The following is a 15776-nucleotide window of genomic DNA, read 5'->3' as shown; positions in this document are numbered from 1 at the left end:
AACGGGGCGCGCCGCGGGTGGCGGCGCCGAGCCCCAGCCAGCCGTTGCGGCTGGCGCGGCCACCGGCATGCGCAGCGGCGCGGCCCGGCCGTGCCGCGCCCGGCGGCGCACGCCATCGATGCCAGACATCCAGACAGACTCTCCGACGGACGACTTCCCATGCAAATGCGCAAAATTCCCGTAACCGTGGTGACGGGCTTCCTTGGCAGCGGCAAGACCACGCTGCTGCGTCACATCCTCGAAAACGCCTCGGGCCGCCGCATCGCGGTGATCGTCAACGAGTTCGGCGAACTCGGCATCGACGGCGAGATCCTGAAAGGCTGCAACATCGGTTGCGAGGAAGGCGCGGAAGCGGCCGGCCAGCTCTACGAACTGGCCAACGGCTGCCTGTGCTGCACGGTGCAGGAGGAGTTCTATCCGGTGATGGAAGCGCTGGTCGAGCGCCGCGAGCAGATCGACCACGTGCTGATCGAAACCTCGGGCCTCGCGCTGCCGAAGCCGCTGGTGCAGGCGTTCAACTGGCCGTCGATCAAGAACAGCTTCACGTGCGACGCGGTGATCACGGTGGTGGACGGCCCGGCCACGGCCGCGGGCCAGTTCGCCGAGGATGTCGATGCCGTCGATGCGCAGCGCCGCGCCGATCCGAACCTCGACCACGAATCGCCACTGCACGAGCTGTTCGCCGATCAGTTGTCGTCGGCCGACCTGGTGATCGTCAACAAGACCGACCTGCTCGACGCGAGCCAGTTCGAAGCCGTCGAGGCGACGATCCGCGAGGAAGTGCCGGCGCACGTCAAGATCGTGCGCGCGCAGCGCGGCGAACTGGACCTGGCCACGCTGATCGGCCTGAACGCGGCCTCCGAGGACACCATCCACCTGCGCCACGATCACCACGGCTCGGCCGAGGACGCCGATCACCATCACGACGAGTTCGACTCGGTGGTGGTGGAGGCGCGCGTCAGCTCGCGCGAGGCGACCATCGCCGCGCTGCGCGCGCTGGTGGATCAGCACACGATCTATCGCGTCAAGGGCTTCGCGGCGCTGCCCGACACGCCGATGCGGCTCGTGATCCAGGGCGTGGGCGGCCGTTTCGACAGCTACTTCGACCGCAAGCTCCAGGACGGCGAGGGTGGCGCGAGCCGCTTCGTGCTGATCGGCGAGGATCTCGACGCGGCCGAACTGCAGCGCGCGTTCGTGGCCGCGCTCGGCACGGCCGTGCAGGCCGCCTGACGAGGCCGGCCGAACGATGCATTTGCTGCGCACCACGCCCGGCGGTTTCGTCGACGACACGCAGGGCGTGATCCGGATCGATCAGCAGCCGGCCGAGATCGTGATTCTCAGCTCGGCCGACACCACGCTGTCGCTGTTGGCCAGCGCGGTGCCGCTGCTCGGCGCGGGTTTCCCGAGCGTGCGGCTCGCCAACGTCACGTTCCTGCGCCAGCCGGCGTCGGTCGATTTCTACCTCGACGACGTGCTCCAGCACGCGCGCGTGGTGGTGATCGACCATCTCGGCGGCGAGGCCTACTGGCCGTACGGGATCGAGCAGGCGGTGGCGCTGGCTCAACGGCGCGGCCAGCAACTGGCGATGTTCTCGGGCGATCTGCAGGAAGATCCGAACCTGATCGCCAAAAGCACCGTCGATCCGGCGCTGTGCCGCCAATGGTGGCGCTATCTGCGCGAGGGCGGCGCGTTCAACGCGCAGGCGCTGTTGCGCAGCATCGCGTTCCACGCGCTCGGCCACGGCGAGGAACCGGCGGCGCCGCGTCCGCTGCCGGCCGCCGCGCTGTACCACCCGGCCAGCGAGCCGGCCACCCTCGACGATTGGCGCGCGCGCTGGACGCCCGGCGCGCCGGTGGTTGCGATCCTGTTCTACAAGGCGCACTGGCAGGCCGCCAACACGGCCGTGTTCGATGCGCTGATCGAGGCGCTCGAACGCGACGGGCTCAACCCGCTGCCGATCGCCGTCACCTCGCTGAAGGACGCCGTGAGCCGCGAGGTGATCGCGCGGCTGTGCGCGTCCGAGCGCGTTGCGCTGGTGCTCAACACCACGGCGTTCGCGGCCGGGGCGATCGACGCGCCGGCCGCCGTCGAGCTGGCCGGCGACGCGCCCGTGCTGCAGGTGATCCTGTCGGGCGGCAACCGCGAGGCGTGGCTGGCCGATCCGCAGGGGCTGCATGCGCGCGACATCGCGATGCACGTGGCGCTGCCCGAAGTGGACGGGCGCATCGTCACCCGCGCGGTCAGCTTCAAGGGGCTGGCCTACCGCTGCCCGCATACCGAGGTGGATGTGGTGCGCTATCAGCCCGACGCGGAGCGCATCGCGTTCGTGTCGGAACTGAGCCGCCGCTGGTGCCGGCTGCGCACCGAGCCGAATTCTGGCAAGCGGCTCGCGCTGGTGCTGGCCAACTATCCGATGAGCGAAGGGCGGATCGGCAACGGCGTGGGGCTCGATACGCCGGCCTCGGCGCTCGGCATCCTGGGCGCGCTCGGCGCGGCCGGTTATACGCTTAAAGGCGCGCTGCACGACGCGCTGCCCGAATCGGGCGATGCGCTGATCGCGCGGCTAACCGAAGGCGTCACCAACGACGCCGATGCGAGCGCGCTGCGCCCGGCGTTCCAGAGCCTCGCGATGGCGGCCTACCGGCAGCGCTACGACCGGCTGCCGGCCGAGGTGCGCGAGGCGATCGAGGCGCGCTGGGGCACGCCCGAGCAGGAGCCGGCGCTGCGTCACGGGCGCTTTCCGATCGCGGGCTGGCGCTGCGGCAACGTGTTCGTCGGCATCCAGCCGGCGCGCACGCGCGAGGCCAACGATTACGCCAGCTATCACGACGCCGAGATCGTGCCGCCGCACGCTTATCTGGCGTTCTATTTTTGGTTGCGCGACGCGTTCGCGATCGACGCGGTGGTCCACGTCGGCAAGCACGGCAATCTCGAATGGTTGCCGGGCAAGAGCGTGGCGCTGTCCGAGTCGTGCTGGCCGGATTTGATCCTGGGCCCGCTGCCGCATCTGTATCCGTTCATCGTCAACGATCCGGGCGAGGGCAGCCAGGCCAAGCGCCGCGCCCAGGCCGTGATCGTCGATCACCTGATGCCGCCGCTCACGCGCGCCGAGAACTACGGGCCGCTGCAGGATCTGGAGCGGCAGGTCGACGAGTATTACGACGCGCTGATGGTGGACGCGCGGCGCGCCAAACTGCTGCGCAAGACGATTCTCGACACCATCGTCGAGCATCGGCTGCATGAAGAACTGAGCCTTGCCGCGCCGTCGGGCCGCGATGACGAAGACGCGCTGCTCACGCGTGTCGACGCGTGGCTGTGCGAACTGAAGGAAGCGCAGATCCGCGACGGGCTGCACACGTTCGGCCGCTCGCCCGAGGGGCGGCAGCGCCGCGACACGCTGCTCGCGCTCGCGCGCTTTCCGGTGGGCGACGGCCTCGGCGCGAACGCCGGCCTGATTGCGGCGCTGGCGCGCGACCTGCAACTGGGCGCGGCGTTCGATCCGCTCGCGGCCGACTGGGCCGCGGCGTGGGACGGCCCGCGCCCGGCTGAACTGTTGGAGGTTGATGCGACGCCGTGGCGGCATGCGGGCGATACGCGCGAGCGGCTCGAATTGTTCGCGCAGCGGCTGGTGGCGGGGTTGGATGACGGGTTGGCGGTGGCGGGTGGCAGGGATGATGGAACGGCGGGAGCCGCCGAAACCGCCGAAACCGCCGAAACCTCCCGCACCGCACTCGCCGCGCTGCACGCACACCCGACGCGCTGGCCGCTCACGCTGGCCGTGCTGTCGCGCATTGCCAGCGATCTCGCGCCGCGCCTCGACGCTTGCGGCGCCGACGAAATCGGCCATCTGCTGCGCGGCCTCGACGGCCGCTTCGTGCCGCCGGGGCCGAGCGGCGCGCCGTCGCGCGGCCGCCCCGACGTGCTGCCGACCGGCCGCAATTTCTATTCGGTCGACACGCGCGCGGTGCCCACCCAGTCCGCCTGGACGCTCGGCATGAAATCGGCGCATCAACTGGTGGAGCGCCACTTGCAGGAGCACGGCGACTACCCGCGCGCGGTGGGTCTGTCGGTGTGGGGTACGGCCACCATGCGCACCGGCGGCGACGATATCGCGCAGGCCTTCGCGCTGATCGGCGTGCGGCCGAAATGGGCGCATGGCAGCCACCGCGTGACCGATTTCGAGATCCTGCCGATCGAGATTTTCGACCGGCCGCGCATCGACGTGACGCTGCGCGTGTCGGGCTTCTTCCGCGACGCGTTCGCCAACCTGATGCATCTGTTCGACGCGGCCGTGCAAGCCGTGGCCGAACTCGACGAGCCGGCGCATCAGAACCCGATTCGCGCGCGCGTGCTGCGCGACGCCGAGGCGCTGGCCGCCAGCGGCGTGGCCGCCGACGAAGCGCGTCGCCGGGCCGGCTGGCGCGTGTTTGGCGCGCGGCCGGGCAGCTATGGTGCGGGCCTGCAGGATCTGATCGATCAGCGCAACTGGCAGACCGACGCCGATCTGGCCCAGGCCTATCAAGCCTGGGGCGGCTACGCGTACGCGCAGAACAGCGCCGGCGAGGCCGCGCAGGACGCGTTCGGCGCGCGGCTCGCGACCATCGACGCGGTGGTGCAGAACCAGGACAACCGCGAGCACGATCTGCTCGACTCGAACGACTACTACCAGTTCCAGGGCGGCATGGCGGCGGCCGTGCGGCATTTGTCGGGGCGTCAGCCGGCGCTGTATCACGGCGATCACAGCCACCCCGACACGCCGCGCATGAACACGCTCAACGAGGAGATCGCACGCGTGATCCGTTCGCGCGTGGTCAATCCGAAATGGATCGACGGCGTCAAGCGTCACGGCTACAAGGGCGCGGCCGAGCTGGCCGCGACCGTCGATTATCTGTACGGCTATGACGCGACCGCGCGCGTGGTGTCCGATCACCAGTACGCGCTCGTGACCGACGCCTACGTGCACGACGCCGCGACCCGCGCATTCCTCGCGCAGCACAACCCGCACGCGCTGCACGGCATTTGCGAGCGCCTGCTCGAAGCGATCCAGCGCGGGCTCTGGCAGGAACCGGGCACGCACCGCGAGCGGATCGAGGCGCATCTGCTCGCAGTGGAACAGCATCTCGAAGGAGCGCGGCGATGAGCCAGCACGACACGCATCCCGGCGGCCTGCCGCCGTTTCCGTTCAGCGCCCTGATCGGGCAGGCCGATCTGCAACAGGCGCTGCTGCTGGCGGCGGTCGATCCGGCGCTCGGCGGCGTGCTGGTCAGCGGGCCGCGCGGCACCGCCAAATCGACGGCCGCGCGCGCACTGGCCGAACTGCTGCCCGAGGGGCGCTTCGTGACGCTGCCGCTCGGCGCGTCCGACGAGCAGGTCACGGGCACGCTCGATCTGGCCGGCGCGCTCGGCGAGAACGCGGTGCGGTTCGCGCCGGGGCTGCTGGCGCGCGCGCATCGGGGCGTGCTCTACGTGGACGAGGTCAACCTGCTGGCCGACGGGCTGGTCGACGTGCTGCTCGATGCGGCCGCGAGCGGCGTGAACACGGTCGAGCGCGACGGCATCTCGCACACGCACGCGGCGCGCTTCGCGCTGATCGGCACGATGAATCCGGAGGAGGGCGAGCTGCGCCCGCAGTTGCTCGACCGCTTCGGCTTGATGGTGGAACTGGCCAATTGCCGCGATGCTGGCGAGCGGCAGCGGATCGTCAAGGCGCGGCTCGCGTTCGATCTCGATCCGCACGGTTTTCGCGCAACATACGAGGCCGAACAGGCCGCGTTGGCGGCGCGCATTCACCGCGCGCGGGAGGCGTTGCCGGCAGTCGCCATCGACGATGCGGTGCATGCCCGCGTGGCCGCGCTGTGCATCGAGGCGGCGGTCGACGGGCTGCGCGCCGATCTCGTGATGCTGCGCGCGGCGCGCGCGCTGGCTGCGTTCGAGGGCGATGCGGCTGTCGATGCGGCGCATGTCGAGCGCGTGGCCGAGGCGGTGCTGCGGCATCGCAGGACGGTGCCGCCGTCACCGCAGCAGCCGTCGAGCGATTCGGGCGAGTCCTCCGGGTCGTCCGGTGCGTCGCCCGATTCACCCGATTCACCCGATTCGCCCGCCCAAGCCTCCGGCGACGTTTCGCAAGACGGCGATTGGGGCTATCTGCCGCCCGAGCCAGCCGGCCTCGTGCCGGTGAAGGGCGTGATCCCGCTGCCGTCAAAAAAAGCCTGAGCCATCGGACGCATGCCCCCGCCGCGATCGGCAGCGGGGTTCGATGGCAGCACGGCGCTACCCCTGCACGACGAGGTCTGCCCGGCACGCGCATCGCGTGGCCGGCCACGCTCGCGGCCCGGCGCGGTGCGCCGCTGGCCGTCGATCACTTGCGGTTCCGCCCGCGTGCCGGCACGCCGCGCGCGTTCCATTGTTTCGTGCTCGATTGTTCGGCCTCGATGCTCGACGGCGGCCGGCTCGCGCGCGCCAAGGGCTTGCTGGTGGGGCTGTTCGATGCGGCCGCGCGAGAGCGCGTCGAGGTGGCGCTGATCTGCTTCGGCGCGGGCGGGGCGGTGCGCCGTTTCGGGCCGGCCGTGCCGCGCTGGTGGAACGAGCGCTGGCTCGAACCGGTGGCGGGCGGGGGCGGCACGCCGCTCGCGCTCGGCATCGATACGGCCGCGGCCTTGCTCGCGCAGGTCGCACGCCGCCGGCCTGGCGCGCCGCGCACGCTCTGGCTGCTGACCGATGGCCGTACCGATGAAGCGCCGGGCCGCCCGGCGCAGGCCGACGTGGCGCGGATCGTCGATTTCGACGATGCGGCCGTGCGGCTTGGCCGCGCCGCGCGGTTGGCGCAGCAGTGGGGCGCGGAGTGCTGTTTGCCGGACGATCTGCTGCTTCGGTGAGTCGCCGCTTTTTTTAGCGTTGAGTCGCAACTAACGGTCCGCCGCTTTCGCCCCCGGCCTTCCACTTCGGTAGCTTCGACACAGCACGTCAGTTGTACCCAACCCCTGGGCTTGCAGGCAGAGGCTTCGATATCCGATCCGAGCCTTGTCTACCATCCGCCGTCCACTATCCATCGCCCACGGTCCGCCGTCCCGTCTGCGTCCGCCGCCATCTCCGTCCGACGTGCCCCGTCGTCTCGTCACCCATCTCCCGTCCCCGTCACAACCCGCGCGCCACGCGCTGCGCCAGCGTCGTCAGATCGACCAGCAGCCGCGTTTCGCGGCGCGCGTCGAGCCGATCCACCGGCACGCTGGTGCTGACCGCGATCCGCTTGCCGGCCTGCGACACGCCCACGAACACGGCCAGGCACGCCAGCCCGGTGCAGGCCTCCTCGCGCTCGATCGCGTAGCCGCGCTCGCGCACCTCGGCCAGCGCCGCGATCAGGTCGGCGCGCTTGGTCAGCGAATGCTCGGTCAGCGCGCGCAGCCGGGGCGGCACGATCATCTGCGCGGTTTCGTCGGACAGGCTCGCGAGCAGCGCCTTGCCGAGCGCCGAGCAATGCGCGGGCAGCCGCGAGCCGATATCGGAGACGAGCCGCACCGCGCGCGACGGGTCCTCGCGCGCCAGATACACCACCTCGGCGCGGTCGAGCACGGCCATCTGCACAGCCTCGTTGTGCTTCGCGACGAACCACGCCGCCTCGCGACGAAACGCGTCGAGCGTGAAATCGGCCAGCAGGTAGGTGCTGCCGATCTCGAACAGCGCCACGCCGATCGCGTAGCCGTCGCCGCTCTTGACGAGCCATTGGCGCCGCTCCAGCGCGTCGAGCGTCAGATACAGCGTGCTGCGCGGCATGCCGGTGAGCGTCAGCAGATCCTTGGCGGAGGTCGGGCGGCGGGTGGCTTTCAGCGCATCGAGAATGTCGTGCACGCGTGCGATGGCGGGCACGTCGGTGAGCTTGTCGGGCATGCGGGCCTCGGCGGGTTGGCGAATGAACGGCGGTGTCGAATCCAGCAGGCTGGATTATAGGTCGCCCTGTTGGACAGCCTCGGTGCATCGCCCGTAGCATCGTCGGCATTCCACAACGAGGAGACAGACATGACCCATCCCGCCGAGCAGGACCCGATCGCCGCATTCCTGCCCGCCGATCTCGACGACGCGCTGCTGATCGGCCGCGTCTGGCGCAAGACGGCGGCGTTCGAAGGCCCGTGCGTGGTCGCGGTGCGCGGCGGCGAGGTGTTCGACATCACGGCGTTCGCCCCGACCACCGCCGACCTGTTCGATCTGCCCGATCCGGCCGGGGCCGCGCGCCGCGCCGAAGGCGAACGGCTCGGCACGGCGCGCGAGCTGCTGGCCGCGCAGTTCGGCGAGCACTCGGATCACGCCGCGCCCGCCATCCGCCTGCTCGCGCCGTGCGACGTGCAGGCGATCAAGGCCTGCGGCGTGACGTTCGCGGTCAGCCTGATCGAGCGCGTGATCGAGGAGCAGGCGGGCGGCGACGCGGCCCGCGCCGTCGAGTTGCGCGCCACCATCCAGCAGGCGATCGGCGCGGATCTCTCGCAGATCGAGCCCGGCTCCGATGCGGCGATGCGCCTGAAGGCGGCGTTGCAGGCGCGCGGTGTCTGGTCGCAATACCTCGAAGTCGGCATCGGCCCCGATGCCGAGGTGTTCACGAAATCGCAGCCGATGTCGTCGGTGGGCTTCGGCAGCGAGGTCGGCCTGCTGCCGATCTCCACCTGGAACAACCCGGAGCCGGAAGTGGTGCTGGCCGTGAATGCGGCAGGCCAGGCGGTGGGCGCGACGCTCGGCAACGACGTCAACCTGCGCGATGTCGAGGGCCGCTCGGCGCTGCTGCTCGGCAAGTGCAAGGACAACAACGCGTCGTGTTCGATCGGGCCGTTCGTGCGGCTGTTCGACGGCGGTTTCACGATCGACACGGTGCGCGGCGCCTCGGTCGGCCTGCGCATCGAGGGCGAGGACGGCTTCGTGCTCGACGGCGTCAGCCACATGAGCGAGATCAGCCGCGATCCGCTCGACCTGGTCGCGCAGACGCACGGCGCGCATCACCAATACCCGGACGGCTTCATGCTGTTCCTCGGCACGATGTTCTCGCCGATCCAGGATCGCGACGAGGCCGGCGCGGGCTTCACGCATCATCTCGGCGACCGCGTGACGATCTCGACCGCCTCGCTCGGCGCGCTGGTCAATCGCGTGTCGTTGTGCACCGAGGTGGCGCCGTGGGAGTTCGGCACGCGCGCGCTGTATCGCAATCTCGCGGCGCGCGGGCTGTTGCGTTGAGGCGTTGATGCGTTGATGCGTTGATGCGTTGATGCGTTGAAGGATGCGGCGAGGCCGCGCGTTACACGCCGGCGTACGCGTCGGCGATGGCCTGGCCGGCCGCGTCGAGGTCCACCGGGTAGTTGAGCTGTTCGAGCGCGCCGCCGTACGCGACGATGTTCGCGTGCACGGCGTCCTCGGCCGCGCGCAGGCCGGTGTGGTCGAGGCGCACGATGCGCCGGGCCAGCGGGCCGGGGCCGGGCGCGAGTTCCACGCCGTGCCGGCGCGCGTGCGCGATCAGCGCCGCCGCTTCCACGCCGGGCGGCACCGGCGCGGCGGTGACGAGTGCCGAGGCGGCGTCGTCGCGCGCGATCGCGGGCGGCACGCCGAGCGCCCGCAGCGCGGCGCGGCAGGCCTGCGCGGCCTGCGCATGGCGTGCGACGGTCTGCGCGATGCCTTCGGCCTCGATCCGGTCGAGCGCCGCTTCCAGCGCCCAGAACTCCAGCGGCGACGGCGTGCCCGGCAATTCGCCGCGGCCGCAGTCGAGCCAGTCGCGGCGCAGGCGCGTCAACGACAGGTTCGAGGTGGCCAGCGGCGCCTGCGCGACATGCGGCTCAGCCGCCTCCAGATGCGCCCAGGCGCGTGCGCCGAGCGCCACCGCCGACACGCCGGCCGGCCCGGCCAGCGCCTTCTGCGGGCCGATCACGGCGATATCCACGCCGAGCGCGTCGAGTTCGAGCGGATGGCCGCCCACCGACGCCACCGCATCCACCACCAGCAGCGCGCCGCGCGAGCGCGCCAGCGCGGCCAGCGCCGCCAGCGGATTGAGCACGCCGGTGGCGGGCTCGGCATGCACGGCGGCCACCAGGTCGAGCTGGCCGAGGCTGTCGGCGCATGCGGCCACCGCTTCGATCGCGATCGCCTGACCCGGTTCGGCCAGCACCTCGTGCACGGTCGCACCGCCGCGTCGCAACCAGGCGCCGAACGCCGCGCCGTGCGGGCCGCTCACCACGTTCAGCGCGACCAGCCCCGGATACGCCACGCCGGCTGCCACGGCCTCCAGCGCGAGCTTGGCCTCGGCCGGTACGAACACCACGTCGGCGGCGGTCGCCAGCAGATGCTTGAGGCGGTCGGCCAGCCGTGCGTAACCGTGATGCGGATAGCGGGGCGGATCGAGCAGGGAACGGGGATCGAGGCGAATCATGGCGGGCGCGACGAGGAGGGGGAAACGCGTGCCAGGCGGGAAGCGGGGTGCGGCAAGCGGGTCGCAACCTGAGCCGAAAGAGTGTGCACGCAAGCGCGGGGCCGGCGTGCGCGCGGCGCGCAGCCGGCACCGCGTTTGCGAAGTAACGCGTTTGTTACGTCATTGAATTGACATGCGTGCCGTGGGCTTTCGAAAGGCGTGACGCGTGATGTGGCGCGATGTGGCATCACATCCGGCGTACACGCATCACGTGGCAGCATCAGATCCCATCGCTGCGCGCGCCATCCATGCGATTGCGCAGCGTCAGCGTGCCGCCATGCGCGGCCGAGATGCGGCATCACGCATCACGCGGCAGCACCCGTTCGGCGTCGAGCCCGTCGATGCGCTCGCCGTCCATGCGGTTGCGCAGCGTCAGCGCGCCGCCATGCGCGGCCGAGATGTGGCATCACGCATCGCGCGGCAGCACCAGTTCGGCGTCGAGCCCATCGCTGCGTGCACCGCCATGCGCGGCCGAGATGCGGCATCACGCATCACGCGGCAGCACCAGTTCGGCGTCGAGCCCGTCGATGCGCTCGCCATCCATGCGGTTTCTCAGTGTCAGCGTGCCGCCATGCGCGGCCGCGATGCCGCGCGCGATCGTCAGTCCCAGGCCGGTGCCGTCCGGCGCGGGCTTGCCGTCGCGCTCGCCGGCCGCGCGGAAATACGGCTCGAACACCCGCTCGAGCAGCGCCGGATCGGCGATGCCCGCGCCGCGATCGCCGATCACGATGCGCAGCGCCTGCGCGTCGTCCGTCACGCGGATCGAGATGCCGTCGGCCGTGCCGCCGCCGTGGCGGATCGCGTTGTCGACGAGGTTCTGCAGGCAGCGCTTCAGGTTGCGCGCGAAGCCCGGATACGGCGCGCTTGCACGGCCCTCGATGCGCACCGCGTGGCCCGCGTCGCGCGCGTCCTCGGCCAGCCCGGCCAGCATCGAATCGATGTCGATGCGCTGGCTGGCCTCGGTGATCTCGATGCCCTGCACGGCGTCGAGCGTGCTGCGCACCATCGCTTCCATCTCGTCGAGATCGCCGCGCAGCCGTTCGCGCCAGCTCGCGTCGGGCAGCATTTCGGTGCGCAGGCGCAGCCGCGTCAATGGCGAACGCAGGTCGTGCGAGACGGCCGCCAGCAAGCGCGTGCGTTCCGCGAAGCTGTCGATCAGGCGCTGCTGCATCGCGTTGAACGCCTTGGCCACGCTGCGTACTTCCTGCGGCCCGTCGAGCGCCAGTGGCGCGCGATAGATATTGCGGCCGAGCGCCTCGGCGGCCTTGGCGAACACGCGCAGCGGACGCAACGCGAAGCGCACCGCGACGAACGCCAGCACGCAGACCGCCACGAAACGGATCACGTACAGCCGCAGCAGATAGTCGGCCACCAGCGAACCCGGCTCGCTCTGCATGCCGGCCTGGCCCTCGTGCGCCACCACGTCGAGCCAGCCCTGGCCCGGCACCAGCATCTGCAGATGAAAATCGCCCATCGGCATGCGCGAATTGAACAGGCTCAGGATGCCGCGCTGGCGGCCGGCATCGTCGCTGATCTGCGCATTGAGCAGCCGCACCTCGATCGGCTCGCCGAGCCGTTTGGCGATCACGCCCGCGATCAGCGCGGCCACCGCGCGCCGCGCGAGCGTGGGCTGCGGCGCGGCGGCGGCCATGCCGGTGGCCGATTCGGGGCCGGCGATCGCGCGCAACTGGTAGCGAGCGTCGGACAGGCGCGCGAGCGTGGCGTCGCGCGCGGCGTCGTCGGGAGCGTTGCGCAGCAGGCGCACGGTGTCGGCGAGCCGGCTCGCGAACAGCCGCGACGGGATTTCGAGCGTGCGGTAATCGTGCGTGTCGAACCAGATCGTGCTGGTCAGCAACTGGCCGGCGAACATGCCGGCCGCGAGGATCGCGACGAGGCGGCCGAACAGCGAATCGGGCCACAGGCGCAGCGTCATGCGCAGGTTCATGGGATGGGCAGGCAAAAAGACGATAAAAAGGGCGACGAAGCGAGCCATGAAGCGGGCAGTGCGCGGGCACCGACGATCGCGACCTTACCGCGAACCGGCGCGCCGCGCGAGCGGCGCCGGTTCAGGCGCGCAGGCCCGCCTCGGGCCGCGTTCGCCGCATCGGTCGCGCCAACATATTCCATTACAAAAGCCCCGCCGCTCAACACATCGACATTACAAACCGCCATTACAGTGACGGCCACGCACGAATAACAATCGTTCTCATTTGAGAAGGCCATCATGCAGCAGGTTCGTATCGCTTCGTTCGCTCCGTTGTCCCGCGCCGCACGCGCGCTCCTGTCGGCCGGTTCGCTGGCTGCTTCATTGGCCGTTTCATTGGCGGTTCCGCTGGCCGGCTTGTCCGTCGCGCCGCCCGCCGCCGCGCAGAACGCGCCGGCCGCCACCGCCCCGCAAACCGTCACCGACCTCGCCGGCCGAACCATCCGCATTCCGGCTGCCGCGCCGCAGCGGATCCTGCTCGGCGAGAGCCGCACGCTGGAGGCGGTCGCGCTGCTCGAAGGCCCGCATCCGCTCGCGCGCATCGTCGGCTGGCAGGGCGACCTGCCGACCATGGACCCGCAGCGTTTCGACGCCTACGCCAAGGTGTTCCCGCAGATCCGCCAGGTGCCGCTGATCGGCAAGTCGAGCGAGGACAGCATCAGCGACGAGAAGGCGCTCGCGCTCAAGCCCGACGTGGCGGTATTCAGCGTGGCGGGCCACGGCCCGAGCCGCTACAACGCGCTCGTCAAGCAACTGGAGGCGACCGGCACCACGGTGGTGTTCCTCGATTTCCGCCTGCATCCGATGCAGAACACGGTGCCGAGCCTCCGCCTGCTCGGCCAGGTGCTCCATCGCGAGAAGCAAGCGAACGACTACATCGCGTTCTATCAGCAGCATCTGGCGCGCGTGAAGCAGGTGGTCGATGCGATCCCCGAGGCGCAGCGGCCGAAGGTGTTCGTCGACATGCTGGCCGGCGTGTGGGATGCGGGCTGCTGCCATACGGCCGGCAAGGGCAACTTCGGCGAGTTCGTCGACGCGGCCGGCGGGCGCAACATCGCGGCCGGCCTGCTGCCGGGCGTGCTCGGCGACCTGAGCATGGAGCAGATCATCGCGGCGCGGCCCGACGTGTACATCGCCACCGGCGCGCGCACCAAGCCCGGCCTCGCGTCGCTGCGGGTGGGCGCGCTGACCAGCGAGCAGGATGCCCGCGCGAGCCTCGGCCAACTGGTCGCGCGGCCCGGCTTCGACACCATCAAGGCGATCCACGACGGCCGGGTGCACGGTATCGCCCACGATTACTACGATTCGCCGTACAACATCGTCGCGATCGAGGCGTTCGCCAAGTGGTTCTATCCGGATCGCTTCAAGACGCTCGACGTCAAGGCCACCCAGGCCGAGCTGTACCGCCGCTTCCTGGCGGTGCCGGTGACGGGCACCGAGTGGGTGGATTCACCGCTGCCCGCCTCGGGCGCGGCCGGTTCGGCGGCACGATGAGTGCGCCGTCCCGCGCGGCGGCCGTGACGGCGCGCGATGCGTCGGCCGCCGCGAGCGATGCCCCGGCGCCGCCGGTCGCCGACGATGCCCACCGCGCCTACGCGCGCCTGACGCGCCGGCGCGTGCTGTTGCTGGTCGCGATCGCGCTGCTGATCGCCGGCTCGCTGCTGTTCGACCTCGGCTCCGGCCCGTCGGGGCTGCCGCTCTCGACCTTGCTGCACACGCTGTTCTCGCGCGCCGACGCCGATCCGGCCAACGTCGTGATCGTCTGGCAGATCCGCCTGCCGTACGCGGTGATGGCGCTGGTGGTGGGCGCGGCGCTCGGCCTGTCGGGCGCGGAGATGCAGACCATCCTCAACAATCCGCTGGCCAGCCCGTACACGCTCGGCGTGTCGGCGGCGGCCGCGTTCGGCGCGTCGCTGGCGATCGTGCTCGACTTCACGATCCCGCACGTGCCGCAAACCTGGCTGATCTCGGCCAACGCGTTCGTGTTCGCGTTCGGCTCGGCGATGGCGCTCGACCTGGTGGCGCGCTGGCGCGGCATGAGCACGTCCGGCGTGGTGCTGATGGGCATCGCGCTGGTGTTCTCGTTTCACGCGCTGGTCGAGCTGATGCAGTTCATCGCCTCGGCCGACGCGTTGCAGGGCCTGGTGTTCTGGACGCTCGGCTCGCTCGCGCGCGCCGACTGGCCGAAGATCGGCGTGCTCAGTGCGGCGCTCCTGATCGCGCTGCCGCTGGCGATGCGCAACGCCTGGGCGCTGACCGCGTTGCGGCTCGGCGAGGAGCGGGCGTCCAGCTTCGGCATCGACGTGCGCCGGCTGCGGCTCGGCACGCTGCTGCGGGTGGCGGTGCTGTCGGCGCTGGCGGTGTCGTTCGTCGGCACGATCGGCTTCGTCGGCCTGATCGCGCCGCACATCGCGCGCACGCTGCTCGGCGAGGATCACCGTTTCTATCTGCCGGGCAGCCTGCTGTGCGGCGCGCTGATGCTGTCGCTGGCCTCGATCGCCTCGAAGATGATCGTGCCGGGCGTGCTGATTCCGGTCGGCATCGTCACCGCGCTGGTGGGGATTCCGCTGTTTCTCGCGATCGTGGTGCGTTCGCAGGGGAGCGCGCCATGAACGGGCTGTCGATTCACGATGTGTCGGTGCGCTACGGCCGCCGCGAGGTGCTGCGCGAGCTGTCGGCGGGGCCGCTGCCGCGCGGCATGATCACGGCGCTGCTCGGGCCGAACGGCAGCGGGAAATCGACGCTGCTGCGCGTGCTGGCCGGGCTGACGGCCGCCAGCGCGGGGCGGCTGACGCTCGACGGCGAGACGCTGGCGCTGTCGGCGCGCAGCGCGCGCTCGCACAGCGTGGTGTATCTGCCGCAAACCTTGCCGGCCGGCGTGCGCCTGCAGGTGCTCGAATCGGTGCTGGTGGCGCGCCGCGCCGGGCGCGATCCGGCGCTCGCGCGCGAGGGCACGGCCGCCGATCTGGCCGCCGCGCAGGCGGTGCTGGCGCGGCTGGAGATCGGCGCGCTGGCCGCACGTTCGCTTGACGAGCTGTCGGGCGGGCAGCGTCAACTGGTCGGCATTGCGCAGGCGCTGGTGCGCGACCCGCACGTGCTGCTGCTCGACGAGCCGCTGTCGGCGCTCGACCTGAACCATCAATTCCACGTGATGCAGGTGCTGCGCGACGTGACGCGCGAGCGCGGCATGGTGACGGTGGTGGTGCTGCACGACATCAATGCCGCGATGCGCGCCTGCGACCGCGCGATGCTGCTGCATCGCGGGCGCATCGAGCGCTTCGGGGAACCGGGCGAGGTGGTCACGCCGCAAAGCCTGGCCGACGTGTTCGGCGTGGTGGCCCGCATCGAGCCGTGCTC

The 15776-nt window shown here is 70.9% G+C and carries 12 protein-coding genes; 8 read left to right on the top strand and 4 right to left on the bottom strand.

Features of this window, described 5'->3' with window-relative positions:
* Nucleotides 1-159: 159 nt before the first annotated feature.
* The 4 genes from cobW to ACYP33_RS18755 are packed head-to-tail and all read left to right on the top strand — an operon-like array spanning nt 160 to nt 6875.
* Nucleotides 160-1230, top strand: a complete 1071-nt coding sequence (cobW, locus tag ACYP33_RS18770; RefSeq protein WP_414445060.1) for a cobalamin biosynthesis protein CobW — start codon at nt 160-162, stop codon at nt 1228-1230.
* A gap of 16 nt (nt 1231-1246) precedes the next feature.
* Complete coding sequence (gene cobN, locus ACYP33_RS18765) at nt 1247-5140, top strand: cobaltochelatase subunit CobN (RefSeq protein ID WP_459623277.1); 3894 nt, start codon at nt 1247-1249, stop codon at nt 5138-5140.
* Nucleotides 5137-6213, top strand: coding sequence for an ATP-binding protein (locus ACYP33_RS18760; protein WP_459623275.1), 1077 nt, complete (start codon nt 5137-5139; stop codon nt 6211-6213). The genes cobN and ACYP33_RS18760 overlap by 4 nt, the downstream gene beginning before the upstream one ends.
* 26 nt (nt 6214-6239) lie before the next feature.
* Nucleotides 6240-6875, top strand: a complete 636-nt coding sequence (locus ACYP33_RS18755; RefSeq protein ID WP_459623456.1) for a vWA domain-containing protein — start codon at nt 6240-6242, stop codon at nt 6873-6875.
* 259 nt (nt 6876-7134) lie between these two features.
* Here the strand turns inward: ACYP33_RS18755 and ACYP33_RS18750 are convergent, their stop codons facing one another.
* Nucleotides 7135-7884, bottom strand: coding sequence for an IclR family transcriptional regulator (locus ACYP33_RS18750; RefSeq protein ID WP_459623273.1), 750 nt, complete (start codon nt 7882-7884; stop codon nt 7135-7137).
* Nucleotides 7885-8013: 129 nt separating this feature from the next.
* On the opposite strand from ACYP33_RS18750, the gene ACYP33_RS18745 reads away from it, so the two are divergent.
* The gene (locus ACYP33_RS18745; protein WP_459623272.1) at nt 8014-9213 is read left to right on the top strand and encodes a fumarylacetoacetate hydrolase family protein; all 1200 of its coding nucleotides are present in this window, start codon (nt 8014-8016) and stop codon (nt 9211-9213) included.
* Between the two features lie 61 nt (nt 9214-9274).
* On the opposite strand, the gene ACYP33_RS18740 is transcribed toward ACYP33_RS18745, so the two are convergent.
* The 3 genes from ACYP33_RS18740 to ACYP33_RS18730 all read right to left on the bottom strand — a co-directional run bounded on the left by ACYP33_RS18740 (nt 9275) and on the right by ACYP33_RS18730 (nt 12661).
* Nucleotides 9275-10396: a pyridoxal-phosphate-dependent aminotransferase family protein gene (locus tag ACYP33_RS18740; protein ID WP_459623271.1), complete on the bottom strand. Its 1122-nt coding sequence runs from the start codon at nt 10394-10396 to the stop codon at nt 9275-9277.
* Between the two features lie 523 nt (nt 10397-10919).
* On the bottom strand, nt 10920-12368 hold the full coding sequence (locus tag ACYP33_RS18735) for an ATP-binding protein (RefSeq protein ID WP_414449500.1): 1449 nt from the start codon (nt 12366-12368) through the stop codon (nt 10920-10922).
* Between the two features lie 8 nt (nt 12369-12376).
* A complete protein-coding gene (locus ACYP33_RS18730) occupies nt 12377-12661 on the bottom strand; it encodes a hypothetical protein (protein ID WP_459623268.1) in 285 nt (94 codons plus the stop codon).
* Here ACYP33_RS18730 and ACYP33_RS18725 point away from each other — a divergent pair.
* The 3 genes from ACYP33_RS18725 to ACYP33_RS18715 all read left to right on the top strand — a co-directional run.
* Entirely contained in the window at nt 12660-13913 is a 1254-nt protein-coding gene (locus ACYP33_RS18725; RefSeq protein WP_459623266.1) for an ABC transporter substrate-binding protein, read from the top strand. The two genes, ACYP33_RS18730 and ACYP33_RS18725, sit on opposite strands and share 2 nt — an antisense overlap.
* Nucleotides 13910-15031: a FecCD family ABC transporter permease gene (locus ACYP33_RS18720; protein ID WP_459623264.1), complete on the top strand. Its 1122-nt coding sequence runs from the start codon at nt 13910-13912 to the stop codon at nt 15029-15031. The genes ACYP33_RS18725 and ACYP33_RS18720 overlap by 4 nt, the downstream gene beginning before the upstream one ends.
* Nucleotides 15028-15776: ABC transporter ATP-binding protein (locus ACYP33_RS18715; protein ID WP_459623262.1), on the top strand; the 749-nt coding region annotated here is incomplete at its 3' end. The genes ACYP33_RS18720 and ACYP33_RS18715, both read left to right, overlap by 4 nt.

Source organism: Burkholderia sp. 3C, assembly GCF_054589155.1.
Note: the sequence above shows the minus strand (reverse complement) of the source record. Positions and strands in the feature narration are given on the sequence as shown.

What these genes read in the sequence shown, in the direction of transcription:
- cobN (WP_459623277.1), top strand. Translation starts at nt 1,247, where the DNA reads ATGCATTTGCTGCGCACCACGCCCGGCGGTTTCGTCGACGACACGCAG.
- ACYP33_RS18750 (WP_459623273.1), bottom strand. Translation starts at nt 7,884, where the DNA reads ATGCCCGACAAGCTCACCGACGTGCCCGCCATCGCACGCGTGCACGAC.
- ACYP33_RS18740 (WP_459623271.1), bottom strand. Translation starts at nt 10,396, where the DNA reads ATGATTCGCCTCGATCCCCGTTCCCTGCTCGATCCGCCCCGCTATCCG.
- ACYP33_RS18725 (WP_459623266.1), top strand. Translation starts at nt 12,660, where the DNA reads ATGCAGCAGGTTCGTATCGCTTCGTTCGCTCCGTTGTCCCGCGCCGCA.
- ACYP33_RS18730 (WP_459623268.1), bottom strand. Translation starts at nt 12,661, where the DNA reads ATGATGGCCTTCTCAAATGAGAACGATTGTTATTCGTGCGTGGCCGTC.
- ACYP33_RS18735 (WP_414449500.1), bottom strand. Translation starts at nt 12,368, where the DNA reads ATGACGCTGCGCCTGTGGCCCGATTCGCTGTTCGGCCGCCTCGTCGCG.
- ACYP33_RS18720 (WP_459623264.1), top strand. Translation starts at nt 13,910, where the DNA reads ATGAGTGCGCCGTCCCGCGCGGCGGCCGTGACGGCGCGCGATGCGTCG.
- cobW (WP_414445060.1), top strand. Translation starts at nt 160, where the DNA reads ATGCAAATGCGCAAAATTCCCGTAACCGTGGTGACGGGCTTCCTTGGC.
- ACYP33_RS18745 (WP_459623272.1), top strand. Translation starts at nt 8,014, where the DNA reads ATGACCCATCCCGCCGAGCAGGACCCGATCGCCGCATTCCTGCCCGCC.
- ACYP33_RS18760 (WP_459623275.1), top strand. Translation starts at nt 5,137, where the DNA reads ATGAGCCAGCACGACACGCATCCCGGCGGCCTGCCGCCGTTTCCGTTC.